This is a genomic window from Bradyrhizobium erythrophlei (genome assembly GCF_900142985.1).
GTDB lineage: Bacteria > Pseudomonadota > Alphaproteobacteria > Rhizobiales > Xanthobacteraceae > Bradyrhizobium > Bradyrhizobium erythrophlei_B.
Window position 1 is genome coordinate 3,184,200 of record NZ_LT670849.1, and the last position, 22,556, is coordinate 3,206,755.

At 62.6% G+C, this 22,556-nt stretch carries 25 protein-coding genes and 1 riboswitch; of the genes, 15 read left to right on the forward strand and 10 right to left on the reverse strand.

Going from position 1 to position 22,556, the window contains the following annotated elements; translation table 11 throughout:
• Positions 1 to 8: 8 nt before the first annotated feature.
• Positions 9 to 629 carry a cytochrome (ubi)quinol oxidase subunit III gene (locus tag BUA38_RS14845; protein WP_072826128.1) on the forward strand — a complete coding sequence of 207 codons (621 nt, stop codon included), beginning with the start codon at positions 9 to 11 and terminating at the stop codon, positions 627 to 629.
• Positions 626 to 1,012 carry a cytochrome o ubiquinol oxidase subunit IV gene (cyoD, locus tag BUA38_RS14850; protein WP_072818766.1) on the forward strand — a complete coding sequence of 129 codons (387 nt, stop codon included), beginning with the start codon at positions 626 to 628 and terminating at the stop codon, positions 1,010 to 1,012. The genes BUA38_RS14845 and cyoD overlap by 4 nt, the downstream gene beginning before the upstream one ends.
• On the opposite strand, the gene BUA38_RS14855 is transcribed toward cyoD, so the two are convergent.
• From BUA38_RS14855 to BUA38_RS14870, 4 genes are all read right to left on the reverse strand, one after another.
• Entirely contained in the window at positions 1,009 to 2,181 is a 1,173-nt protein-coding gene (locus BUA38_RS14855; RefSeq protein WP_072818768.1) for a xanthine dehydrogenase family Fe-S subunit, read from the reverse strand. The two genes, cyoD and BUA38_RS14855, sit on opposite strands and share 4 nt — an antisense overlap.
• Positions 2,178 to 3,014 carry an FAD binding domain-containing protein gene (locus BUA38_RS14860; RefSeq protein WP_072818769.1) on the reverse strand — a complete coding sequence of 279 codons (837 nt, stop codon included), beginning with the start codon at positions 3,012 to 3,014 and terminating at the stop codon, positions 2,178 to 2,180. Before BUA38_RS14860 ends, BUA38_RS14855 begins: the two co-directional genes overlap by 4 nt.
• Complete coding sequence (locus BUA38_RS14865; RefSeq protein WP_244553255.1) at positions 3,011 to 5,329, reverse strand: xanthine dehydrogenase family protein molybdopterin-binding subunit; 2,319 nt, start codon at positions 5,327 to 5,329, stop codon at positions 3,011 to 3,013. The genes BUA38_RS14860 and BUA38_RS14865 overlap by 4 nt, the downstream gene beginning before the upstream one ends.
• A gap of 104 nt (positions 5,330 to 5,433) precedes the next feature.
• Positions 5,434 to 6,723 carry an amidohydrolase/deacetylase family metallohydrolase gene (locus tag BUA38_RS14870; protein ID WP_072818773.1) on the reverse strand — a complete coding sequence of 430 codons (1,290 nt, stop codon included), beginning with the start codon at positions 6,721 to 6,723 and terminating at the stop codon, positions 5,434 to 5,436.
• A 130-nt stretch (positions 6,724 to 6,853) separates the two neighbouring features.
• Here BUA38_RS14870 and BUA38_RS14875 point away from each other — a divergent pair, with 130 nt between their 5' ends.
• From BUA38_RS14875 to BUA38_RS14930, 12 genes are all read left to right on the forward strand, one after another.
• Positions 6,854 to 7,348 (forward strand): MarR family winged helix-turn-helix transcriptional regulator, encoded by a 495-nt coding sequence (locus tag BUA38_RS14875; protein ID WP_072826129.1) that lies wholly within the window; start codon positions 6,854 to 6,856, stop codon positions 7,346 to 7,348.
• Between the two features lie 272 nt (positions 7,349 to 7,620).
• Positions 7,621 to 7,742, forward strand: a riboswitch (guanidine-I (ykkC/yxkD leader).
• Positions 7,743 to 7,912: 170 nt separating this feature from the next.
• Positions 7,913 to 8,746, forward strand: coding sequence for a nitroreductase family protein (locus tag BUA38_RS14880; RefSeq protein WP_072818775.1), 834 nt, complete (start codon positions 7,913 to 7,915; stop codon positions 8,744 to 8,746).
• Positions 8,747 to 8,781: 35 nt separating this feature from the next.
• Complete coding sequence (locus tag BUA38_RS14885) at positions 8,782 to 9,636, forward strand: transporter substrate-binding domain-containing protein (protein WP_072818777.1); 855 nt, start codon at positions 8,782 to 8,784, stop codon at positions 9,634 to 9,636.
• A 22-nt stretch (positions 9,637 to 9,658) separates the two neighbouring features.
• The gene (locus BUA38_RS14890) at positions 9,659 to 10,306 is read left to right on the forward strand and encodes an amino acid ABC transporter permease (RefSeq protein ID WP_072818779.1); all 648 of its coding nucleotides are present in this window, start codon (positions 9,659 to 9,661) and stop codon (positions 10,304 to 10,306) included.
• Positions 10,303 to 10,959, forward strand: coding sequence for an amino acid ABC transporter permease (locus tag BUA38_RS14895; protein WP_072818780.1), 657 nt, complete (start codon positions 10,303 to 10,305; stop codon positions 10,957 to 10,959). Before BUA38_RS14890 ends, BUA38_RS14895 begins: the two co-directional genes overlap by 4 nt.
• 173 nt (positions 10,960 to 11,132) lie before the next feature.
• A complete protein-coding gene (locus tag BUA38_RS14900) occupies positions 11,133 to 11,924 on the forward strand; it encodes an amino acid ABC transporter ATP-binding protein (protein WP_072818782.1) in 792 nt (263 codons plus the stop codon).
• Positions 11,925 to 11,957: 33 nt separating this feature from the next.
• On the forward strand, positions 11,958 to 12,350 hold the full coding sequence (locus BUA38_RS14905) for a RidA family protein (RefSeq protein ID WP_156898530.1): 393 nt from the start codon (positions 11,958 to 11,960) through the stop codon (positions 12,348 to 12,350).
• An 8-nt stretch (positions 12,351 to 12,358) separates the two neighbouring features.
• On the forward strand, positions 12,359 to 12,961 hold the full coding sequence (locus BUA38_RS14910) for a DUF1989 domain-containing protein (protein ID WP_072818784.1): 603 nt from the start codon (positions 12,359 to 12,361) through the stop codon (positions 12,959 to 12,961).
• A gap of 18 nt (positions 12,962 to 12,979) precedes the next feature.
• Positions 12,980 to 13,786 (forward strand): urea amidolyase associated protein UAAP1, encoded by an 807-nt coding sequence (locus tag BUA38_RS14915; RefSeq protein WP_072818786.1) that lies wholly within the window; start codon positions 12,980 to 12,982, stop codon positions 13,784 to 13,786.
• 11 nt (positions 13,787 to 13,797) lie between these two features.
• A complete protein-coding gene (locus tag BUA38_RS14920) occupies positions 13,798 to 14,430 on the forward strand; it encodes an urea amidolyase associated protein UAAP2 (RefSeq protein ID WP_072818788.1) in 633 nt (210 codons plus the stop codon).
• 153 nt (positions 14,431 to 14,583) lie between these two features.
• On the forward strand, positions 14,584 to 14,745 hold the full coding sequence (locus tag BUA38_RS14925; RefSeq protein WP_072818790.1) for a Flp family type IVb pilin: 162 nt from the start codon (positions 14,584 to 14,586) through the stop codon (positions 14,743 to 14,745).
• 271 nt (positions 14,746 to 15,016) lie between these two features.
• Entirely contained in the window at positions 15,017 to 15,862 is an 846-nt protein-coding gene (locus tag BUA38_RS14930; protein WP_072826131.1) for a hypothetical protein, read from the forward strand.
• 96 nt (positions 15,863 to 15,958) lie between these two features.
• Here BUA38_RS14930 and BUA38_RS14935 read toward each other — a convergent pair whose 3' ends face one another.
• The gene (locus BUA38_RS14935) at positions 15,959 to 16,936 is read right to left on the reverse strand and encodes a Bug family tripartite tricarboxylate transporter substrate binding protein (RefSeq protein ID WP_072818792.1); all 978 of its coding nucleotides are present in this window, start codon (positions 16,934 to 16,936) and stop codon (positions 15,959 to 15,961) included.
• Positions 16,937 to 17,069: 133 nt separating this feature from the next.
• Here BUA38_RS14935 and BUA38_RS14940 point away from each other — a divergent pair, with 133 nt between their 5' ends.
• Positions 17,070 to 17,480, forward strand: coding sequence for a VOC family protein (locus tag BUA38_RS14940; RefSeq protein WP_072818794.1), 411 nt, complete (start codon positions 17,070 to 17,072; stop codon positions 17,478 to 17,480).
• On the opposite strand, the gene BUA38_RS14945 is transcribed toward BUA38_RS14940, so the two are convergent.
• The 5 genes from BUA38_RS14945 to BUA38_RS14960 all read right to left on the reverse strand — a co-directional run bounded on the left by BUA38_RS14945 (position 17,481) and on the right by BUA38_RS14960 (position 22,493).
• Entirely contained in the window at positions 17,481 to 17,840 is a 360-nt protein-coding gene (locus tag BUA38_RS14945; protein WP_072818796.1) for a hypothetical protein, read from the reverse strand.
• 95 nt (positions 17,841 to 17,935) lie between these two features.
• Positions 17,936 to 18,397 carry a hypothetical protein gene (locus BUA38_RS36700; protein WP_156898531.1) on the reverse strand — a complete coding sequence of 154 codons (462 nt, stop codon included), beginning with the start codon at positions 18,395 to 18,397 and terminating at the stop codon, positions 17,936 to 17,938.
• Between the two features lie 25 nt (positions 18,398 to 18,422).
• Positions 18,423 to 19,514 (reverse strand): HD-GYP domain-containing protein, encoded by a 1,092-nt coding sequence (locus BUA38_RS14950; RefSeq protein WP_072818797.1) that lies wholly within the window; start codon positions 19,512 to 19,514, stop codon positions 18,423 to 18,425.
• A gap of 193 nt (positions 19,515 to 19,707) precedes the next feature.
• The gene (locus BUA38_RS14955; protein WP_072818799.1) at positions 19,708 to 22,005 is read right to left on the reverse strand and encodes a xanthine dehydrogenase family protein molybdopterin-binding subunit; all 2,298 of its coding nucleotides are present in this window, start codon (positions 22,003 to 22,005) and stop codon (positions 19,708 to 19,710) included.
• Positions 22,002 to 22,493, reverse strand: a complete 492-nt coding sequence (locus BUA38_RS14960; protein WP_072818801.1) for a (2Fe-2S)-binding protein — start codon at positions 22,491 to 22,493, stop codon at positions 22,002 to 22,004. Before BUA38_RS14960 ends, BUA38_RS14955 begins: the two co-directional genes overlap by 4 nt.
• Positions 22,494 to 22,556: the final 63 nt, after the last annotated feature.

Below are 22,556 nucleotides of genomic sequence, written 5' to 3' on the forward strand. Positions count from 1 at the left end.
CCGACGCGGTGTTTCACGGACATGGCGATTCGAATCTGCTCGGCGGACGGCCGCAGGAGGGTCCGGCGTCGAAGCGGATCACGACCGGCTACGGCTTCTGGATCTTCCTGCTCTCAGACATCGTGATGTTCTCCTGCTTCTTCGCGGCCCATGCGGTGCTGTTGGGGCAGACGGCCGGTGGTCCGAAAGGTGCGGAACTGTTCGATCTGCGGAGCGTCGCGGCGGAAACGGCCTTGCTGCTGCTGTCGAGTTTCACCTGCGGGCTCGCGATGATCGCCGCCGACGTGCGGAATACGCTGTGGTATCAAGTCGGCATGGCCGTGACCTGCCTGCTGGGCTTAGGCTTTCTGGCGCTCGAATTCCGTGAATTCGCCGAACTGGTCGGACGCGGTGCGGGACCGACGCGCAGCGCGTTCCTGTCGTCGTTCTTCACGTTGGTCGGGTGTCACGGCGCGCACGTCTCGGCCGGCATTCTCTGGCTGCTCACCATGATGGCGCAGGTGTTCGCCAAGGGATTTCGCGCGGACATCATGCGGCGCCTGTTGTGCTTTGCGCTGTTCTGGCATGCGCTCGACATCATCTGGGTCGCGATCTTCTCCGTGGTGTACCTGCTCGGGAGCGCTGCATGAGCGATCAACATCTGCATTATCCCGCCGATCTCGCCCCCGGTGACGAGGAGGAAGTTCGCGTCGGTCCGCGCCTGCTCGGCTATTGCGTCGGTTTCGGGCTTGCGGTCCTGATGACGGCGACCTCGTTCTTTATCGCCGGCACCGATCTGGTCTGGCAGCCGTCGATTCCGGTAGCGCTGGTCGTGCTTGCGATCGCGCAAATGGGCGTGCATCTGGTATTTTTCATTCACATCACCACGGATCCAGACAACACCAACAACATCCTGGCGCTGGCCTTTGGTCTGTTGATCGTGTTCCTGGTGGTCGGTGGCTCGCTCTGGATCATGTCGCATCTGAACCAGAACATGCCGCCGATGGACCAGATCATGCGGATGCAGCGCTAGTTTCTCCGCAGGCCTTTGAAAAATCCCTTCAGGAGATCGAAGGCGAGCATCAACCCGTTGAGCTGCTTCGGCTGTACGGGCGCCACACCCGAAAGGCTCGCACCGAGATTGCGGGCAAAATCCGCCGTCAGCCGCTTGGCGAGGTCGCGCACCAGCCCCTCGCGCGCGATCTGGGCCAGAAAACCCCGCAGGCTATAGCCGATCGAAAGTTCGACCCGCGTCGATGTTCCGCCCTCGAGCGGCAGCAAGCGATAGCGGACGTCGCCTTGGGTCGACGAGCGGCTGCGCTGGTCGTTTCCGATGCCGATGATCCGGCCCGAAAGCGTTGCCGGGTCGCGCTCGATCCGGACGGCGCCGCGGAAATTCGCCGAGATCGGGCCAAGCTTGACGCCGATCTGGCCTTCGGCGCGATCGGGAGCCGGCGTTGCGGTCAGCGATGCGCCGGGAAGACAGGTGGCGACGCGCTTCACATCGCCGAACATCTCGAAGACTTTTGCCGGCGGGAAAGCGACCGTGAACTGTTCGTCGAAGCTCTTGTCGGGCACGAAATCGGGCACGTCGATTGCGGCGCTGGCTTCCGGCTGCGCCTCGGCGCTTGCCGTCACTGGCCGCGCGGGGCGATTCGATGTGGTCGATGCGCCGGTGCCGGAACCGACGGGGCCGAGCTCGCGGCGTCCCGCGCCCGGAATCGGCACGATGCCGCGGCCCCTCCGCGCATCGATGACCGAGCGGATCGCGCGCACGATTCCGACATAGCCGGTGCAGCGGCAGAGGTTGCCGCTCATGCCGACGCGAATGGCGCGTTCGTCCGATGTCTCCAGGCGAAGCACGAGATCGCGCGCCGAGATCAGCATGCCCGGCGTACAGTAACCGCACTGCAACGCATGTTCGCGGCTGAAGGCGGCGCGCAATTCGGTTGCGACCTCGTCGTCATCGAGGCCTTCGATCGTGGTGACACGTGCGCCGTCGCAAGTCGCCGCAAACGTGATGCAGGAGCGCGCCGGCATGCCGTCGACCAATAGCGTGCAGGCGCCACACACGCCATGCTCACAGCCAAGATGCGTGCCGGTGAGGTCGAGCTGGTCGCGCAAGAAGTCCGCCAGATGCGTGCGCGGATCGAGCGGCTTGCTGACTGCGCGGCCGTTGACGGTGAGGCCGATCGTGGTCATGCGGTGGCCTCTTCGATGGCGCGGCGCAGGATCGCGACGTGAATATGCCGGTCGGTCGCGTTCGCAACGCCGGCCTTTTGCATCAGCGTATCGGCCGCGCTCGCCACGAACTCCTTCTTGAAATTGCCTGATATCTTGCCGCCGAACAGCACCGAAGCGTCGCGTAGCACAATCGGCGGCGCCTCGATCGCGCCGATCACGACGCGTCCCGTGGCCGCCTCAGGATCGATCAGCACGGCGGCGATGGCGTGGGCGAATTCGCCGGGTTTGCGGCAGGCCTTGACGTAAGCCCAGCGCGCCGAAGCGCGCCTTACCGGAACGCGAACGGACTCCACCAGCTCGTTGGCGTCCAGCGCCGACTCCAGCGCGCCGGTCATGAAATCCTCGATCGGCAGATCGCGATGGCCTTTGGGACCGCGCAGCCGGATTTTAGCGCCGAGCGCCGGCAAGGCCGAAACCCAATCCGCCGCCGGATCGGCATGCGAGAGCGAGCCACCGATGGTGCCGCGGTTGCGGACCGCGCGATAGGCGATGTTGCTCGCGACCCGCTGCATCGCACCCCGCGTGACGTCGGGGACGCGGCCGTCCTCGATGTCGCCATGGGTCACGCAGGCGCCGATCACGAGCTCGTCGCCATCGCGTTCCGCCTGCTTGAGTTCGGCGAGACCCGTAATATCGATGATCAGATCCGGCCGGACCAGACGCAGATTGAGCATCGGACCCAGCGACTGGCCGCCGGCCATGATCTTGGCGGCTCCATTCGTCTCGGCCATCAGCGCGATGGCTGCTTTCAGGTTTGACGGCCGTTCGAAGGCGAAGGGCGCGGCTTTCATGCGGCTTCGCCTTTCGATGCGCGCGCGTTCAGCACGGCTTCGACAACCCGCCTTGGCGAGATCGGCGAGTGCAGCAGCTTGACGCCGAACGGCCGCAGCGCGTCGTTTACCGCATTGGTGATCGCGGCCGGTGGCGCGATCGCGCCGCCTTCGCCGATGCCCTTGACGCCGAACATCGTGTAGGGCGAGGGCGTCTCCATGTGATCGAGCCGCGGCTCGGGCACCTCGGTCGGTCCCGGCAGCAGATAATCCGCCAGCGTCGTGTTGAGCGGCTGGCCGGCGGCATCGAACGGCATTTCCTCGTACAACGCCGTGCCGATGCCTTGCGCTAGCCCGCCAAAGATCTGGCCGTCGACCACCATCGGATTGAGCAGCACGCCACCGTCTTCGACGATGACGTAATCCAGTATCTCGATGTCGCCGAGGTCGGGATCGACCGCGACCGTCACCGCATGCACCGCGTAGCTGAACGTACCGCTGTCGCGCTGCGGCTTGTAGCCGCCGGTCGCCTCCAGTCCGGCCGGATCGACATCGGGCGGCAGATCCTGCGGCCGCCGGTACCAGGTATGTGCGATCTCGGAAAGGCCGATGCTGCTGCTCGGCCCGCAGACGCGTCCGTCTCGCAAGGTGACGGAAGCCGGATCGAGTTGCAGAAGCTTGGCGCCGATGCGTTTGGCGCGTTCGGCGATGATCTCGCAGGCGGTGCCGACTGCGCCGCCAGCCATCACCGCCGAGCGCGAACCCCAGGTCCCGGTGGAATAGGGCGTCATCGCAGTATCGCCGTGGATCAGGCGTATCTTGGCGGTGTCGATGCCGAGGATCTGATGCGCGACCTGAGCCAGCGTCGTTTCCATGCTCTGGCCGTGCGATTGCACGCCGACCCGCAATTCCAGCCCGCCGTCGGGCGTCATACGCGCGGTCGCCTGCTCGTGGCCCGGCACCATCGGAATGCCCCAGCCGGAATAGACCGACGTGCCATGCGCGGCCTGTTCGCAATAAATGGAAAGCCCGAACCCGATCAGCCGGCTGTCCGGCTCTCCCGCCTTCTGCCGTTTGCGGATCGCGGCGACGTCAACCGCCTCAAGCATGCGCCGCATGGCTTCCGGATAGTTGCCGCTGTCGAAATGCTTCTTCGTGATGTTCTCGAACGGCATTTCTTCCGGCGCGACCAGGTTGCGGCGCCTGACTTCGTAAGGCTCTAACCCGGCCTCCTTGGCCACCGCATCCAGCATCAGTTCGAGCGCGAAGCAGACGCCGGTCCGCGCCACACCGCGATAAGGCAAAATCGGACATTTGTTGGTGGCGGCCGAATAGGTCCGGCAGCGATAGGCCGGCATCCGATAGGGGCCGGGCAGAATGCTGACGACCTGCGCGGCCTCGAGGCAGGCCGAGAACGGATAGGACGAATAGGCGCCGGAATCGACGATGGCCTCGCAATCGATGCCGCGCAGCTTGCCGTCGCGATCGGCATAGACGGTGATGTTGTAGTGATGTTCGCGGCAATTGGCGGCGCCGCTCAAATGCTCGCGGCGGTCTTCGGTCCAGCGGACCGTCAAGCCTTTATATAAGGCGAGCCAGGAAAGGCAAACCTCTTCCGGCAGCAGAATTCCCTTATGCCCGAAGCCGCCGCCGATATCGGGCGAGACGACGCGAATGCGGCCCTGCTCGATGTCGAGCGTATCGGACAGTCCGTTGCGCACGATGTGCGGCATCTGCGCGCCGGTGTAGAGCGTGAGCTGGTCGAGCCGGTGATCGAAGGTCGCGACAGCGCCGCGGCCTTCCATCGGCGACATGCACTGGCGCGCCGTCGAGATTTCATGCGTGACCTTGATGGGCGCGTCGAATGCCTGCGTGATGTCGACCTCGAAGAAACTTTCGAGGAAGACATTGTCGCCCCAGTGCTCGTGCACCAGCGCGCTGCCGGGTTCGAGCGCCTTGCGCATGTCGTAGATGGCGGGAAGCGGCTCGAGGTCGAGCGTCACGGCGGCGGCGATGTCTTCGGCTTCGGCGCGGGTCGCCGCCACGCACATCGCCACCATCTCGCCGACGTGGCGGACTTTTCCGGTGGCGAGAACCGACTGTTCGGAGATCTTGAAACCGGGCAGCGACGTCACGGCCCGGATCGGCTTTACATTGGTGAGATCGTCCGCCGTGAAGACGACCTCGCGATAGCGCTCCGGAATATGGATGGCCTTGATCCGGGCATGCGCGAGCGGGCTGCGGACGAAGGCGACGTCCTGAAGGCCAGCCAGTCGGATGTCGGCGACGAATTGACCGCGTCCGCGCAGGAAGCGGTCATCCTCCTTGCGAAGCATACGGGCGCCAACGCCCTGACCGGCTTCCGCCGCGGTTGACGCAGACTCAGACTCGCGCTCGCCGGCTACCATCCCCTTTGCCGTTCTCTTGGCCGCTGGTGGCGCTAGGCGGCCACCGCCTGCGGCAGGATCGGGGCAATGGCATCATAACGGACGCCGGCCCGCAAGCAGAACGCCGGTTGCAACAGGCGGTCGGCAACCACTTCCGTCTTCTCGTTGTCTTTCAGGATGTAGCGGCCACGCATTTCGTCGAGCACCGTGACGTCGGCTTCGACGCCGGAGCGCAGTGTACCGATCACGCCGGAAAGCCCGAGCATTTGCGCCGGATTCGAGGTCACCATCGGCACCACCTGTTCGAGCGACAGCCCAAGCGCCATCATCGAACTCATGGCCTGCACCAGGCTGAACTTGGCCTGTCCGGCGAACGGATGGTTTTCGTCGTCCGCGGCCTCGTCGGGCGTTCCCGCGGGCGCCGGGACGTGGGTGTTATAGCCGTGAATGTCGGCGCCGAGCGTGTTCGGGACAATGCCCGCCGCGATCGCCTTTTTCGCCAGGCGGTAGGAGAAATGGCTGCCGTGGCCGACGTCGACCTTCAGTCCCTTGTCGAGCGCGGCCTGGATCACCGGGTGCACCTCGCCCTCGCGATTGACGAAGCCGCCAGGGTGGCGCGTGAACGGATGGGCGAGAACGTCGCCGTCCCGCAACAGCGGAATCACGCGCTCCAGAATGGTGTCGACGTCTTCGCCGTTGGTGCCGCTTTCCGGCAGGCCCCAGAGCTGACCAAAATGCACATAGACCGGCAGATCGGAGCGGCGGCCGATCTCGGCCGCCATTTCGATGACGCGAATGCCCCAGCGGGCGAAGCCGCCGATTTCGGCATGTGCCTTGATGCCGCGCACCAGATCGAGGTTCGCTGTCGCCGCCTTCACCGTGGCGTCGATGTCGACGCCATCGGGGCTATAGAGGTTGGGGTAGTAATGTCCTTCCAGGCCGCCGACGAGGTAGGCCGACAGGAAGGCCAGCGTGCGCGACTTGGCCGGTTCGGCGATGAAATGACGGAAGCCGGGCAGCGTCATGCAGGAGGGGCCGCCCTGATCGACCAGCGTCGTCACGCCGGACTGGACGCCCACCATATCGGCATTCATGCCGAAGCGGCCGGTGACATACTGATAGACATGGGCGTGGGTATCGATCAGTCCCGGCAGGACGATCTTGCCGCTGACGTCGACGACTTCCTTGGCGCTGGCCGGGAGAATATCGGATTGCACGGCGGCGATCTTGCCGTTACGGATCGCCACATCCTTCTGGCCGTCGATACCTGCGGCCGGATCGATCACGCGACCCCCTCGGAGGAGCAGGTCGAAGCTGGTATTCACGGACGCGGCTGGGGACATGAGCAATCTCCTCTTTGCGGAGCTGAAATTTGTCGGCGATTATAAAGACGGCCGAATGCGAAGTACACTTCGTATTTTGGGCGCCGCGGCATTGGTACCATAGGTGCATCAAATGGGCGCAGGGAAGGCCATGGCAGGTTTGACGGGTAAGGCGGTGCGGCAGCGCGGCGGCGGCTGGCCGCTGGACAAACGGCCGGGATTCCTGATCCGGCGGTTGCACCAGATCCATGTTGCGTTGTTTCAGAGGAAATGTGCTGCCTTCGACCTCACGCCGCTGCAATACAGCCTCCTGACCGCGCTCGCCCGATGTGGAACCGCCGACCAGACGACGCTTGCGGCCGAGGTCATGCTCGACCGCACCACCACGACCGGCGCGCTTAAGCGTTTGCAATCCCGCAAATTTATCGAGCGCACCGTTCACAGCCGGGACCGCCGGGCGCAGATGTGCCGGCTGACCAAATCCGGCGAACGCCTGCTGCGGCAGATCGAGGCGTCTGCGCGGGCCGCGCATCACGAGACGCTGGAAGGTCTGAGCAAGGCCGAGCAAAAACGCTTCATCACGATGATGCAAAAGGTCGTCGCCGCGCGGGCCAAAGAGGCGGAAACTGCGGCCAATCCGGACTGATTGGCCTGGCGACCGGGCGAACGATCAGAATCTGTGCAGGCTGCCTGAAAATCCGTCGCTCAATACCGCAGGCTTGCCGTCTGCTTCGCCACTCAAAGCGCAATTGCGAAGTATACTTCGCATTTCGGCGAATGTGACGACCGTGCAGCAACCGCGATTCCCCGCAAGACAGAAGCACTTGGCGTACTGCGCGTGATTTGACCGGCGGGAAAGCATTCGAAGTGCCAGGCTGCCCACAGCCTTGGCATGTCCTTTGCTCCTTATTCCCCGATTGAGTTGGTGGCTAGGGTTCCGCACGCGTCTGCGCGCCGCGCTTCGTGATGGCTGGTCCGAGAGCTGCCGCCTGTGCGGGAGAAATCCGCACAGATCACGGCGGGACAAAATCCCGGGAGACCTCAGTAGCCTTGCATTGGCGCTGCACGGGTCGGTGCCAATCTCCCAAAGTTTTAACGGTGCGGAGTTGGTGATGAACGGCTTGAAACCTCGACCGGCGATGTCGAAACTCGCGGTCGGCGGAGTAGTCCGTCACCAAAACAACCAACTTCGACAAGGGAGGCTGCACGGATGTCCGTGATCGCGGAGAGTTTGGCCCGTCGCTTCGGCGATCGTGGCCCCACGGCGGATGGCGCCGAAGACAATGAACTGATGCGGCGCGTGCTCCAGCGCAGGACGGTACGGCGCTATAGCGAGAAGATGCCGAGCGAAGCGTTGCTGGATCTTCTCACCGCCTGCGCCCTGAGTGCTTCGGCGAAATCGGACTTTCAGCAGGCGTCAATCCTGCGGCTGCGCGACGCGCAAAAACGCGCCGCGATCGGCGCGTTGTTTCCAGCCATGCCGTGGATCGGCAATGCGCCGGTGTTCTTCGTATTTCTTGGTGATTCCAGGCGGCTTCATCGGATCGGCGAATTGCGCGGCAAGCCGGTCGCGAACGGCACGCTGGAAGGTTTTTTTAATGCCAGCATCGATGCGGCGCTCGCCATGCAGACCATGATCCTCTGCGCGGAATCGAACGGGCTCGGCGTCTGCCCGATCAGCGTCATCCGCAACGAGGCCGACAAGGTCGCCGAAATCCTTGAGCTGCCCGACCTCGTCTTTCCGGTCGCCGGGCTTTGCCTGGGCTATCCCTCGGCGGAAGGCTTTGTCAGCCTGCGCCTTCCCCGCGCGATCACCACGCACACCGATCGTTACGACGACAGCGCGCTCGCGGCTTCGATCGACGACTACGACCGCCGTCGCGATGCAATCCACGCCATTCCAAAAGACCAGCAGCGATCCAATGCCGAATTCGGCGAGGCCGCTTTCTATGGCTGGTCCGAGGACAAGGCGCGCCAGGCGGCGAAAGCCGAGGGCGCGACGTTTCCACCCTACCTGCGCAAGCACGGATTCAAGTTCGAGTAATCTTAAATTCGAGTAATCTTAAAAAGGAGCCTCCGATGACGACCGTTTCGTTGATCCGCAATCCGATGCCCAGGCGTCTCGTCCTGGGTCTGGCCGCCGCCTTGATCGCAGTTCCCATGCTCGCTGGCACGTCGAAGGCCGCAGGCCTTGATGAAATCAAGCAGCGCGGGCTGATCGTGGCGACCGAAGACGATTTCCGTCCGTTCGAGTTCGTCAAGGACGGCCAGGCGGTCGGCTTCGACAACGAAATGATCGACGACCTGAAAAAATACGCGCCGTTCGAGATCAAGCAGCAGATCCTGCCATGGACCGGCATTCTCGCCGGCGTCAGCACCGGCAAATACGACGCCGCCATCACGGCCGCGATCATCACCAAGGAACGGCAGCAGTCGCTCGACTTCACGAGCCCGATCGCCGACGCCACGCACTATTATCTCAAGCGCAAGGACGACAAGAGCATCACCTCGATCAAGGATCTGAGCGGCAAGACCGTCGGCGTGCAGGCGGGCAGCGCGCTGCTGGCGCGCTTGCCGGAACTCGGCACGATGCTGGAGAAGGAAGGCGGCAAGCTCGGCAAGGTCGTCGAATACACCTCCTATCCCGAGGCCTATCAGGACCTCGCGCTCGGCCGCGTCGATTACGTCGTCAACACCGTGATCAACCTGCAAACGCTGGTCGCCGAAAAGCCCGGCGTGTTCGAGCTCGGTCAGGCGGTGTCCGGAAAGTCGTTTCCGGCCTGGGCCGTCGCCAAGGGCAATACCGAACTGCTCACCTTCCTGAACGGCTTCATTGCCAAGCAAAAGGAGAGCGGCCGTTTCGCCGAGTTGCAGAAGAAGTGGTTCGGCGAAGCCTTTCCCAATCTTCCAGTAAAGTGGGATCCCGAGTTCTGATCCCAACTCGGACCGGCCGGCCATGAGCGCGGGTGACCTTCTGGCCATCCTTCAGGGTGCCGTCGTGACAGTAACGCTGTCACTGGCCGGCATCCTGATCGGCCTGCCGATCGGCCTTGCGCTGGCGATCCTGCGCTGGGCCGATGTGCCGGTTGTTGCGCGCGTGGTTGCCGTTTATGTCAGCATCCTGCGCGCGACGCCTCTGGTCACTTTGCTGCTGTTGTTGTTCTTCGCGCTTCCCAATATCGGGATCGCGATCGGGCCGATCTCCGCGGCGATCCTGGCGCTGGTCATGAATACGGCCGCGTTCAACTGTGAAGTCTGGCGGGCATCGCTGATGAATTTTCCGAAGGATCAATACGAGGCGGCGCAATCGGTCGGCATGAACGCGGCGTTGCGATTCCGCCGCATCGTGCTGCCGCAGATCGTGCGGGTCAGCCTGCCCGGCCTCGTCAACGAGATGTCGCTGTTGATCAAGGTGACGCCGGTGCTCGCCGTGGTCGGCGTCGTCGACATCACCCGCGCCGCGGTGCGGATCGGCGCCCAGACCTACGATCCCTTGCCGCCGTTTCTGGTCGCGATCGCGCTCTATGCGCCGATCGTGTTCCTGCTGGTCTCGCTGCAGCGCTGGATCGAGCGGCGCCAGATCAGGGCCGAGGCCGCCGCATGATCCACGATTTCGGCATCGTCTGGAGCGAGCGCAGCCTGCTGTTGAGCGGGCTCGGCAACACCACGATCCTGTCGGTGCTGTCGGCGATCGCGGCGCTATTGGTCGGCTTTCTCCTGACGCCCGCACTGATGTCGAAGCAACGATGGCTCGCCTGGATCGCGCGCGGCTTTGTCGACGGCATGCGCTGCGTCCCGTTTCTCTTGTTTGCCTATATCGTCTATTACGGCCTGCCGTCGGTCGGTCTTCGGCTGGACAACTGGACTTCGGGACTGGTGGCGCTGACGATCTATAACGCCGCCTATATGGCGGAAATCCTGCGCGGAGCCTGGGCATCGCAGCCGCGCGAACCGATCGAGGCCGGCGTCGCTTTCGGCTTTTCCAGTCTTTCGCTGTTTCGCCGTATCGTCCTGCCGCCGCTGTTGCTCGCCGCAGGGCCGGTGATCGGCAACCAGATCATCCAGATCGTCAAGGACAGCGCCTTCCTCACCATCATCGCGCTGCCCGAGCTCACTCATGCGGCGGCCTCGATCCAGTCGCGGCATTACGTTCCGTTCGCGGCTTTCATCACCGCGGTGTTTCTCTATTGGGGCTTGTGTCTGGTGATCGAGGCAGGCGTCACGACGGTCGACCGCATGGCGGCGAGCAGGCGGTAGTGGGGTGGATTTGACATTCGCAACAGAGCTAGCCGGCGATTCGCGATGCGAATGTCAAATCTTAAACCCCACTACGAACCTAAATTTGCTGGTGGTCCTTTTGATTCTAACATTCGCAAAAGTGGCCGCTGCGAAGGGATGCGAATGTTAGAATCGGACCACCAGGAGTCGCAATGAGAGACGTCACCAAGGTTCTCGACGTAGTCGGCATATCCAAGAGCTTCGGCGATCTCGAAGTGCTTCGCGATATCAGCTTTCAGGTGCAGAAGGGCGAGACCGTGTGCGTGCTCGGCCCGTCCGGCTCGGGCAAGTCGACATTGTTGCGCTGTATCAACTGGCTCGAGCGGCCCGACGCCGGTCAGATCTATCTGAACGGCAAGGAGATCGGCATCACCACCGGCGGCGTCGTCATGGGCGACCGCGAGCTGTCGAAAATCCGCACCCACATAGGCATGGTGTTCCAGCACTTCGCGCTGTGGCCGCATTTGACCGTACTGCAAAACCTGATGGAAGCGCCGGTTCAGGTGCAGAGGCGCCCGAAGGCCGAGATGAGAGAAGAAGCGCTGGCGCTGTTGGCCAAAGTCGGCCTGTCCGACAAGCGCGACGTATTCCCGGCGAAGCTTTCGGGCGGCCAGAAGCAGCGCGTCGGCATTGCGCGGGCGTTGGCGATGAAGCCCGATCTGTTGCTGTTCGACGAACCGACCAGCGCGCTCGATCCCGAATTGGTCGGCGAGGTGCTGGTGGTGATGCGGGAACTCGCGCGTGAAGGCATGACCATGGTGATCGTGACCCACGAAATGGGTTTTGCGCGCGAAGCTGCCACGCGGGTGCTGTTTCTCGATCGTGGACGTGTCGTCGAGACCGGATCGCCGGAGCAGTTTTTCTCCAATCCCGAAACCGACCGCGCGCGGCAGTTCATTCAGCGCTACGCTGGAGACAGGCCGCCAGCGGCAGGCGTCAAATAAGAGCTGGCAGGGAGTCCGCCGAGGGAGTTCGCCATGGATCCGATTTTTCACCTGCTGCCGGACGCGCCGGCGCCGGTCACGCCCTATAGCCACGCGGTGGAAGCCGGTCCCTTCGTTTTCGTGACGGGTCAGCTCGCAACCGATCCGGACGACGATTCCATCCCGATTCCCGAAGGGATCGAGGCGCAGACGCGCAAGGTGATGGATAATCTGTCGCGCGTCTTGAAAGGCTGCGGCATGTCCTTTGCCAATGTCGTGTTCGCCCGCATCTATCTCACCGATTTCAACCGCGACTACGCGCCGATGAACGCCATCTTCTCCAGCCATTTCACTGACGGCCGGCGGCCCGGCCGAACCACGGTGGGCGTCACGGCGCTGGCGCGCGGCGGGATTGTCGAGATCGACCTGATTGCGTTCAGAGCGTGAGTGAACCGATGCAAAACTTGATCGAAATTCCGGCGCGGCGCGGCAAGGCGGCTTTCGTCGCGGCCGGGCAAACCGTGACCGTGATCAATACCCACGGCGAACAGGTCGTCGATACCTGGGCGTTCAATCGCGCCGATCTTTCCGAGTTCATGTCCAACGAACATACGCGCGCCCACAGCCTGCATCTTGTGCCCAAACCAGGCGACGTGCTGCGAACCAACCAGCGCCGTCCGATCCTTACGCTGATGGAAGACACCTCCGGCGGCGTCCACGACACGCTGATCGCCGCCTGCGACCGCTACCGCTATGCGTTTCTCGGCGTCGAGGGGCATCACGACAATTGCACCGATAATCTCTTTGCCGGCATGGCCGAGCTTGGCCTCACGCCGCCGGAGGTGCCGAGCCCGCTCAACCTGTTCATGAACATTCCCTGGGACGCCAACGGCGCGCTGCAATTCGCCGCGCCGCCGCGGCCGGTCCCGGGCGGCTATGTCCGCCTGCGCGCGGAGATGGATCTCGTCATCGCCTTCTCGGCCTGCCCGCAGGACATCCTGCCGATCAACGGCAAGGCGGCAAAGACGGTCGAGGCTCACTTCACGATTGGCGCATAACACCTTCGGAGTTGGACAATGGCCCAGACGCAAGCGCAAATCGCCGAGAATCGCCGCCGCTATGAAGAGCTTCGCGCCGCAGGGCAGGAACTGACGCCGAAGAGATTGCCGGAGCCGACCGCGCTGGACGGCGCGCCAATTCCAGCCAATGCGGTGATCCATCGCGAGACGGTGCCGCACGGTTGGTACACCACCTTGCTCCTGCGCCGTGGCGAAGCATTGCGAATTGTCGACGACACCGGTCAAGCCAGCGTCTCGGTTCTCGCCTGGCGCGAGGAGGATACTTCCGAGCGGATCAATTGCGCCGATACGATCAAAGTGCAGTGGAGCGCTGCGATCTCGAAAGGCCGCGTGATCTTTTCCGACATGGGACGCGCGGTATTCTCGCTGATCGAAGATAGCTGCGGGGCACATGACCTGTTGGTCGGCGGCTCGACGCCGGCTTCCGTCGTCGCTGCAACCGGCGCCAGTGGACGCAACACCCAGGAGAATTTTCTGGCCGCGGTCTCCAAGATCGGGCTCGGCGTCCGCGACATCTCGCCCTGCATCACGTTCTTTGCGCCGGTCGGGCTCGACGACGCCGGGCGTTTCCTCTGGCACGAGGGCCGCAAGCGGGCAGGGGATTTCGTCGACCTGCGCGCGGAGATGAATCTGATCGTGGTCGCCTCCAACTGTACGCACCCGCTCAATCCGCAGCCGTTGGCCGGCGGCAGCGCCACGCTGATCAAACATCGCGTGCCTTTGGCCACGCGGGAAGACCTGTGCCGCACCGCCTCGCCCGAGGCGATGCGCGCTTTCGACTTCACGGACCGCCTTTACGCTTGAGGAATTTCGAAATGACCGCTTCCGCTGTTCCGGATTTGACTTTTGCCTTCGACATTCCTTCGGAGCGGCCGTGGTCGCGGGTGCTGAAAAAAGGCCAGACCTTGCGGATCATCGACAGCGAAGGGCAGCAGGCGGTCGATGCGCTGCTCTACTGCGCCGGCGATCTTACCGAGCGATACAGCTCGCAGGATACGCTGCGCGTGCAGGGCTCTGCCTATATCGAGCTCGGGACGCGACTGATTTCCAACAAGGGCCGGGTGATGGCGAAGATCACTTCCGATTCATGCGGCAGACATGATACGTCGGCCGGCTGCTGTTCGTGCGAGAGCAATGCCGTGCGGTTCGGGGAAGCGACGAAGTATCAGCACGCCTGCCGCGAGAACTTCATTCTCGAATTGTCGAAGCACGGTCTCACCAAGCGCGACATTGTTTCCAACCTGAACTTCTTCATGAATGTGCCGATCGATCCATCCGGCAATTTCACGGTGGTCGACGGCATCTCGGCGCCGGGCAATCATGTCGACGCGACCGCCGAGATGGATGTGCTGTTCGTGATCTCGAATTGCCCGCAGGTCAACAACCCCTGCAACGGCTTCAATCCGACCCCGATCCGGGTCGAGATCCGCGACGCGCCGGGAATGTAGTTTCGAGAAAGCGTACGCAATTCGTTAACCTTGCCGCTTAGCATTTCCGTAAAATGTTATGCGCTATGCCTTGCCATCAGCGCTGCGAGAGAAACCCGCACGTTATCTATCCAGAACGGCTTGCTTGGACAGAATAACGGGACGGGACCTGGCGTGAACATCATCAAAAATTTCCTGAAAGACGAAAATGCCGCCACGGCCATCGAGTATGGCCTGATTGCGGCAGGCATTGCGCTTGCCATCATCACGGTCGTGAATGGGCTGGGCTCCAAACTCAGTAGCAAGTTCACCGCGATCAATACCTCGTTGAAATAGGTTTCTGGCGCGCCGGCCCCCAAGCGGCGCCCGGAATACAGGCCCCTGCCTGCACGTGCAGGCGCCCCCACCTCCATTTGCAAGGCGGGGGCCTGTCCTCTCACGTCGCGATCGGGCGCGCGGCGGCGCATAGTTAACGACGGCAAAACATCCAGTTAAAACTTGCGACGACCGGCGAAACGGCAATGCAAGTTCGGTTCTGTAGGATGCGTTCGATAACGGGGGCCGAATGCCTTCATCGATCGCAAACGCCAATAGGCCGGGGAAAATCATGCGTGGGCTGTTTCTGACTTCATCTGTTGTCCTGATGCTTTCGTTCGCATCCAACGTTGCCGGCGCGGGCTCGCGCATCATCGAGGTCGCGCCTGCGGAGGTGCCGGCCGGATTCGAAACCTACAAGGGTTACATCTACGACCTGTCCGAAAACGTCGACCGCAAGGACAAAGAGGAGATTGTCGGGCTTCTGAAGAAGCAGCTCGATCTCGTCGAGAACGCCGGCCTTAGCCCGAAGGTGATGCAATTCTTCCACACGGTGCCGATCATCGCCAGCGAGATGGGCTGCACCGACCTCGGACCGCCGATCGCCTGCTATAGTTCGATGCGTCAGGGAACGTCCGCGCGCGACCACACCTTCACGGTCTGGGACCCCAAGACCATGAGCTGGAACAACCCGAATTTCGTTGACCTGGCGGCCGACGCCGGAACCGGCGTCATCAGGTTCCGTCCGAACATGCTGAAATATGCAGAGGACCCGGTCATGCTGCACGAGATGCTGCATGCCTATCACAACAAGCTGGTCGGCAGCGGATTCGAAAATCTCGGCATCAAGGCGATGTACGCCAAAGCTGTGAGCCAGAACGCCTTCCCCAAGGACGACTACGTGATGACGAACCCGCAGGAGTTCTTTGCGGTCACCGCGAGCGTGTTCTTGGCCGGCAAAGGAACCATCTCCGAGCCGAAGACCCGCGCGGCGCTGAAGGATAAGATGCCGAAATATTACAAGTTCCTGGTCGAGCTGTTCGGCTTCGATCCCGAACCGGCGGCGACGCCGGTCGCGGAAGCGCCGAAGCCGGACGCCGAGGCTCAGCCAGCGGTGAAGGCGGCTGACGGGACCTGATATGGACAAAGGCCGGCACCGCGTCGTTCGCAGTCCCGGCCTTATCTATTTTGAAGTTAGCGCTTTCGCCTCAGCAAAAAGCCGCTACCGGCCGCTTCATTCGATCTTGATGTCGGCGGCCTTGACGACCTTCCCCCACTTCTCGGTTTCAGCCTTCATCGTCGCGCCGAATTCTTCCGGCGTGGTGATCAGCGGCTCACCACCAAGCTCGGTCAGACGCTTTTTGACCTCGGGGTCGGCCAGCACCGCATTGATCTCCTTGTTCAGCTTGGCAATGATCTCCGGCGGCGTCTTGGCAGGCGCGCCCATCCCGAACAGCGCGCTGGCTTCGTAGCCGGGAACGGTTTCGCCGACCGTCGGCACATCAGGCAATTCCGGCGAACGCTTTTCCGTGGTCACGGCCAGCGCGCGCAGTTTTCCGCCGCGGATGTGTCCGATGATCGAGGGCATATTGTCGAACATCACCTGGACACGGTTGCTGATCAGGTCGGTGGTGGCGGGAGCTGCGCCCTTGTAAGCGACATGCAGCATCTTGGCGCCGGTCATCGCCATGAACATTTCGCCGGACAGATGCACCGACGTGCCGTTGCCGGACGATGCGAGATTCACCTTGCCCGGATTTGCTTTCACATAAGCGATGAATTCGGCGACGTTTTTCGCAGGTAAATCCACCGGCACCGTCATCACATTGGGCGTGCGATTGAAGCTCGCGACCGGCGCGATATCGCGCAGGAAATCGAAATTGAGATTGGCGTAGAGCGTGGTGTTGATGAAATTGGCGGGGTTGATCAGGAGCACGGTATAACCGTCGGGTTCCGCCCTCGCCACAGTCTCGGTGCCGATATTGTTGCCGGCGCCGGGCTTGTTCTCGATCACGAATTGCTGGCCGAGCCGCTCCGACAGCTTTTGTCCAACCAGCCGTGCCAGAATATCGGTGGAACCGCCGGCCGGATAACCGACGATGAAGCGAACCGGACGCGTGGGATAATCGAGGGCCGAAGCTTCACTGACGGGAAGGATGAATGCGCCCAGGGCGAACGCAAACCAGGCCATCGCGGTGCGGCGGAGCATCATGTTTTTCTCCCTGGCGTCAGGCCGCTTCGAGGGGCCCGACTTGTTGAATTCAACGTGGCCTGCGTTGTAACAAACAAAGTTCGGGGCGGCCAGCGCCGCAACCCCGCCACGGAATACGACGAAAGGATTGCTTATGCCCGTCAAGGTCAACGCGCTCGATCATATCGTGATCAATGTCACTGAGGTGGCGCGCAGCGTCGACTGGTATCGGAAGGTGCTGGGCATGGAGGTCAGGGTATTCGATCCCGGCCACGGCAAGCCGGTGAGGACGTCACTGCTGTTCGGCGATCAGAAGATCAATGTGCGGCCGCGCGGCGCCGACAAGGTCGAATGGTTCACCGCCGACCATGAAGTGCCCGGCAGCGATGATCTCTGTTTTCTCACCGGCAGCGCGCCGGACGAGGTTGTCGCGCACCTCAAGGCGTGCGGCGTCGCGATCGAGGAAGGTCCGGTGACGAAACAAGGCGCGCGCGGCGCGCTGCGGTCGGTCTATTGCCGCGATCCCGACGGCAGCCTGATCGAGATTTCGTCGTACGAGAGCTAGTTAGCCGCAATTCCAGGCCGGTCCGATCGGTGTCTGCGTCCAGCACGGACCGAACGTGCCGCCATTGTAGTGGCCGCGGTAGAAACCCGGCCAGCCCAGATAGTGCCAGTCACCGTCGTAGCCGTAATACTCCGGCGTCGGGTCAATGTACCAGGGACGCTTCCTGTGTTGCGCCAGACGGAACGCGGCAGCTTTCTGGCCATAGAGCGGCTGGCTGTTGCTCGGCGGCTGGTGATAGCCCGGCAGGAAACCGTAGCCGTGCCAGACCGGCTTGGGACGCTTGTGCACAGGTGCTGCTTGCGCTGTCAGCGAAGGCAGCGACAGAGCGGCGGCAATGAATAGACACATCAGGCGTGACATTCGAGGACCTTAGGCAATGGGCGTCAGGAAGACCACTCGATACGCTATCGACGGATCCAAGGCGCGGGAGCTAAAGCTTGATTCAGTGGAATAGGCTATAGAAATATATTCCACATTGCGACACCTACGTCGTTCAAATGGCCGTCGGGGTCAAATTCCAAATCGACGATCCATTGTTTGTTTCCCAAGACATTGGGGGCGAGTGCCTGACAATCGATCCAGCTATCTCTCACCCGAGTGCTGTCCGCTGAGCGTAGCCGTAATCGGGTCTCGGTGATCGGTTTGGCGATCGACTGACAACCAAACCCTTCGCTACGGAGAATAGCTGACGCTTCTTCTCTATCCGTTCCGAGAGGAACAACTCTCAATAGAACGTCACGCGCAAGCGCAGAATCGTTCGTGCTTTGAGATTGAGCGGCGCGCATTTCGCGCAACAGCCGACGCTCTTGGTGAAAATACCACGTCTGGAATTGAAGCCATCCGTATAAAATGAAAGGAGTGGCGGCCACCGCTAGACCGATTGCAGTTATCGAGACGACTAGCTTTCGCGTGGCCATCTTTGTCCACTCGCGTCAGCTCGGGTTAGTACGCGCCGAACGTCACCGGGCGGAAGGCGACCAAGAGGTGCTGGTCGAGCTTGCCTTCCATCTTCTCCATGATCGAGAACGCCTTGGCGTGGGTGAAGGGAATGCGGTAGGGCCGCGATTCCACCAGCGCCGCGTAGATATCGACGATCGTCGTCAGCCGCACGATGTCGCTGATCTCGTTGTCGCTGAGTCCATCCGGATAGCCGCTGCCGTCGAGCAATTCGTGATGGTGCAGGACGACGTCGAGCATCTCGGGCGGATAGCCGCCTTGGGCAGCCAGCGCGTCGTAGCCGAGGCGCGGGTGTTTGCGCATCTCGTTCTTTTCTTCTTCGTTGAGCAAGCCCGGCTTGTCCAGGATCGCCGTCGGGATGAAGGCCTTGCCGACATCGTGCAGCAGCGCGGCTCGCACCAGGCGGCGCTGGTCGTCGTCGCGCATGCCCAGATGCTGCGCAAAGGCAACGGCAAAGCCGGTCACGAACAGGCAGTGACGATAGCTGTCGGCGTGATGGCAGCCGACCGTGGTCAGCCATTCGCGCAACGAGGAGTGTTTGATCGCCTTGATGATCTTGTTTTCGGCCTCGACGACATCGCTGAACTTCAGCGGCTCGCCCGCCGGAAGCTTGTTGAAGATCTTGACCATCACCTCATGGGCGGCGGCGATGCCGCGGTTCAAGGTCTTGCCGCGATTCGTCGCATCGAAGCCATCGCTGTCCGGGAAGGCAGCGCGGATGCGGCGCAAGATGCCGGCCGCGTCGAAGGGGCGTGAAATCGTATCGGTCGCGCCCAGCGCCCAGGCCTGCATCGAACCGTGATGAAGCGCATCGGCGAGCACGAACAGGCGCGGCATGGTGCGATAGGAATCGTGGCGCAGCTTGTTGCGAACCCGCTGCACGCTCTCGGCGGAGCGCAAATTGATGTCGACCACGACGCCGGAGATCTGATCGGCCGGCGTGTCGGGAAGTTCCGACGTCGACAAGGTTTGCACCTCGCTGACCGATTGAAGGATGCGTTCCAGTTCGCGGCTTTGATCGGGGTGGTCGGACGCCAACAGCAGGCGGCGCTTGGTCGACGTGGCTTGGGCTGACATGAACCCCTCATTGGTCAGGCGCGAACGGTGTGGCGCAACCTAGCCTAGAAGTCATTCCCCGAGCCTTAAGAGAGATCGTGAACGAGCCGCTTTCGCGGAAGGTAAAATTTGAATGAGTGCGCGTCTTTAGGCCAAAAAAAGCCGCCGGAGGAAGCCCTCCGGCGGCTGGTATTTGTTGCGAGTTACGAAGGCTTTACGCCTTCATCCCCGCTTTCACCGCCTCTGCGGTAATCGGCAGCGAGCGCACGCGGGCGCCGGAGGCATTGAAGATCGCATTGGCAAGCGCCGGCGCGATCACGGTGACCGCCGGTTCGCCGACGCCGCGGGCCGGCTCGCCATTGGCGATGACGGCGACCGCAACGTCCGGTGTCTGGCTCATCCGTAAGGGTGTGTAGGTATCGAAATTGGTTTGTTCGATACCGCCATTCTTCAGCGTCGCCTTTTCGTACAACGCAAGCGACAACCCCCACAGCGCCGCGCCTTCGACCTGGGCGCGGATGTTGTCGGGATGCACCTGGGTGCCGACGTCGGTCGCCACCGTCAGTTTCTTGACCTTGACCTCGCCGCTCGGCGCGACCGCCACATGGGCGACACAGGCGGTCCAGCTTGCGGTGGCGCGCTCCTGCGACGAAACGCAGGCCACGCCCATGCCTTCGCCTTTCGGCAATTGCTTGGTGCCGTAGCCGGCAAGACCCATGGCCGCGAGCAGCGTGTTACGCAACCGCTGCGCGCCGCCATTGTTGGCGCCCTTGCCATCAAGCAGGTCGATCCGGAATTGCGCCGGATCCTTGCCTGCGGCGTGCGCAAGTTCATCGACCATGCTTTCGACTGCCCAGAACGTCCAGCCCGGCGCGACCGACCGCAACTGACCCGAGGGGGTAGCGGTCTGCGCCATCTCGTTGAGGATGGCGCGAACGTTGTGGTTGGGAACGGTGTAGAAGAAGTCCGCACCGTTCACCGTGAACGCGTCGAGCGCGCCCTTCTTGTCGACTGAAGGCGACAGGAAGGCCGGAATGCCCCAGCGCTTGGTCGGCCATGCCGCCACGACATCGTGGTTCATCGCCACCAGTTTGCCGTCGCCGTCCAGTCCAGCCTTGATCTTCTGGAACGTCAACGGTCGCGAGAAGTCCATCGTCATGTCGTTTTCACGGGTGTAGATGATCTTCACCGGCTTGCCGACGGCCTTCGAGGCCTGCACGGCCGGCACCAGCATGTCGCCCTCGAGACGCCGGCCGAAGCCGCCGCCGAGCCACATCTGATGCATCACGACGAACTTCGGATCGACCCCGGCCGCACCGGCTGCGATCGCGCCGGAGCGTGTCGCAAACTGGTTGCCGGTGTAGACGTGCCAGATGTCGCCCTTCTGCTCGGCTGCCGCCGTCATCGGCTCCATCGGCGCGTGGATGTTGATGCTGGTGGTGTATTCGGCCTCCAGCACCTTCGCCGCCGTCCCGAGCGCCGCGGTCGTGTCGCCGTCCTTGACGAAGAACAGGCCGGAGTCGTCGAGGCCCTGGAGGCGCTTTGCTTCCGCCAGCAGGGATTCGCTCGACAGCTTGGCGTTGGGGCCGCCGTCATAGGTGACCTTGAGCGCTTCGGCTGCCTTGGTCGCGCCGGCAAACGTATTCGCCACCGCAACCACCCATCCGGTGGTCGTGCCCGTCTTGTCGTCGAGCGTGACCGCCTTGATGAAGCCGGGCACCTTCTTGGCGTCGCTGTCGTCGACCGTCTTGACCGTGGCGCCGTAGCGCACCGGCGGGGTGACGACCTTGCCGTAGACCATGCCCGGCAGCATGACGTCGATGCCGTATTTCGCGGTCCCGTTCGTCTTCGAGGGGATGTCGAGCTGCGGAACCGAAACACCGATCATGGTGTACTGATCCGGCGTCTTCAGCTTGATCGCCTTGAGATCGTCAGCACTGAAGGTCTTGGTGACCTTGCCGCTCTTGACGACGTCGGCGAAGCTCATCGACTTCTTCGACTTCGGATCGGTGATCGTCCCGTTTCTCACGATCAACTGGCCGGCCGGAATGCCGCCCATCATTGCTGCGGCGGCTTCGGTCAACGCGATCCGCCCCGCGGCACCCGCGCGGCTCATCGCATCGAAGTTCATCATCGTGCTCCAGCTACCGCCGGTGACCTGCGCGCCAAGCACAGGATCGTTGTACTTCGGATCGTTGGAGGCGAGCTGAACGCGCATATCCTTCCAGCTGGCGCCGAGCTCTTCGCAGATGATCTGCGCCATGGTGGAGGCGATGTGCTGGCCCATGTCGGCCTTGCCGCTGGTGACGGTGACTAACCCGTCCGGCGCGATCGAGAACCACACGCTCGGATCGAAATTACTGGGCGCAGCAAAAGCCTGGTCGGCGCCGAGCAGGCCGGGCAAGGCCGAATAGCCGAGCGCAAGGCCGGTGGCCGCAGAGCCAACGAGGAACGAGCGGCGGCTCAGATCGGCCGGCTCGTGATGGGTGATGTTTTTCACGTGCGAATTCATGTGGCCCTCCGCTCGTTGCCGGCGTTGGAGGCGGTGCGCATTTCGGTGGCCGCGCGCATGATTGCTTTCTGGATGCGCGAATAGGTCATGCAGCGGCAGAGATTGCCGTCCATGTGCGCAACGACTTCTTCCTTGGTCGGATTGGCGTTCTTCGCCAGCAGCGAGGCCGCCTGCATGATCTGGCCGGACTGGCAGTAGCCGCATTGCGGCACCTGCTCGGCGATCCATGCCTTCTGCAAGGGATGATCGCCCTTGGCGGACAGGCCTTCGATGGTCGTGATCTTCTTGCCGACGGCGTCGCTGACTTGCGTCTGGCAGGAGCGTACGGCCTCACCGTTGATGTGAACGGTGCAGGCCCCGCACAGTCCGGCGCCACAGCCGAACTTCGTGCCTGTCATTTGGAGCTGTTCGCGGATAACCCAGAGGAGCGGCGTATCGTTGGCCGCATCGACGGACATAGTCCGCCCGTTGATGGTGAGACTTGGCATAGGTTCTTTCCCTACTCGGTGATGAAAACCGCTTACGGCGGAACTCATTTTTTCTTGTTGGAT

What these genes read in the sequence shown, in the direction of transcription:
- BUA38_RS14955 (WP_072818799.1), bottom strand. Translation starts at nt 22,005, where the DNA reads ATGAATTCGCACGTGAAAAACATCACCCATCACGAGCCGGCCGATCTG.
- BUA38_RS14860 (WP_072818769.1), bottom strand. Translation starts at nt 3,014, where the DNA reads ATGAAAGCCGCGCCCTTCGCCTTCGAACGGCCGTCAAACCTGAAAGCA.
- cyoD (WP_072818766.1), top strand. Translation starts at nt 626, where the DNA reads ATGAGCGATCAACATCTGCATTATCCCGCCGATCTCGCCCCCGGTGAC.
- BUA38_RS14935 (WP_072818792.1), bottom strand. Translation starts at nt 16,936, where the DNA reads ATGATGCTCCGCCGCACCGCGATGGCCTGGTTTGCGTTCGCCCTGGGC.
- BUA38_RS14945 (WP_072818796.1), bottom strand. Translation starts at nt 17,840, where the DNA reads ATGTCACGCCTGATGTGTCTATTCATTGCCGCCGCTCTGTCGCTGCCT.
- BUA38_RS14870 (WP_072818773.1), bottom strand. Translation starts at nt 6,723, where the DNA reads ATGTCCCCAGCCGCGTCCGTGAATACCAGCTTCGACCTGCTCCTCCGA.
- BUA38_RS14910 (WP_072818784.1), top strand. Translation starts at nt 12,359, where the DNA reads ATGCAAAACTTGATCGAAATTCCGGCGCGGCGCGGCAAGGCGGCTTTC.
- BUA38_RS14940 (WP_072818794.1), top strand. Translation starts at nt 17,070, where the DNA reads ATGCCCGTCAAGGTCAACGCGCTCGATCATATCGTGATCAATGTCACT.
- BUA38_RS14915 (WP_072818786.1), top strand. Translation starts at nt 12,980, where the DNA reads ATGGCCCAGACGCAAGCGCAAATCGCCGAGAATCGCCGCCGCTATGAA.
- BUA38_RS14875 (WP_072826129.1), top strand. Translation starts at nt 6,854, where the DNA reads ATGGCAGGTTTGACGGGTAAGGCGGTGCGGCAGCGCGGCGGCGGCTGG.
- BUA38_RS14905 (WP_156898530.1), top strand. Translation starts at nt 11,958, where the DNA reads ATGGATCCGATTTTTCACCTGCTGCCGGACGCGCCGGCGCCGGTCACG.
- BUA38_RS14930 (WP_072826131.1), top strand. Translation starts at nt 15,017, where the DNA reads ATGCGTGGGCTGTTTCTGACTTCATCTGTTGTCCTGATGCTTTCGTTC.
- BUA38_RS14900 (WP_072818782.1), top strand. Translation starts at nt 11,133, where the DNA reads ATGAGAGACGTCACCAAGGTTCTCGACGTAGTCGGCATATCCAAGAGC.
- BUA38_RS14920 (WP_072818788.1), top strand. Translation starts at nt 13,798, where the DNA reads ATGACCGCTTCCGCTGTTCCGGATTTGACTTTTGCCTTCGACATTCCT.
- BUA38_RS14880 (WP_072818775.1), top strand. Translation starts at nt 7,913, where the DNA reads ATGTCCGTGATCGCGGAGAGTTTGGCCCGTCGCTTCGGCGATCGTGGC.
- BUA38_RS14890 (WP_072818779.1), top strand. Translation starts at nt 9,659, where the DNA reads ATGAGCGCGGGTGACCTTCTGGCCATCCTTCAGGGTGCCGTCGTGACA.
- BUA38_RS14865 (WP_244553255.1), bottom strand. Translation starts at nt 5,329, where the DNA reads ATGCTTCGCAAGGAGGATGACCGCTTCCTGCGCGGACGCGGTCAATTC.
- BUA38_RS14895 (WP_072818780.1), top strand. Translation starts at nt 10,303, where the DNA reads ATGATCCACGATTTCGGCATCGTCTGGAGCGAGCGCAGCCTGCTGTTG.
- BUA38_RS36700 (WP_156898531.1), bottom strand. Translation starts at nt 18,397, where the DNA reads ATGGCCACGCGAAAGCTAGTCGTCTCGATAACTGCAATCGGTCTAGCG.
- BUA38_RS14950 (WP_072818797.1), bottom strand. Translation starts at nt 19,514, where the DNA reads ATGTCAGCCCAAGCCACGTCGACCAAGCGCCGCCTGCTGTTGGCGTCC.
- BUA38_RS14885 (WP_072818777.1), top strand. Translation starts at nt 8,782, where the DNA reads ATGACGACCGTTTCGTTGATCCGCAATCCGATGCCCAGGCGTCTCGTC.
- BUA38_RS14960 (WP_072818801.1), bottom strand. Translation starts at nt 22,493, where the DNA reads ATGCCAAGTCTCACCATCAACGGGCGGACTATGTCCGTCGATGCGGCC.
- BUA38_RS14855 (WP_072818768.1), bottom strand. Translation starts at nt 2,181, where the DNA reads ATGACCACGATCGGCCTCACCGTCAACGGCCGCGCAGTCAGCAAGCCG.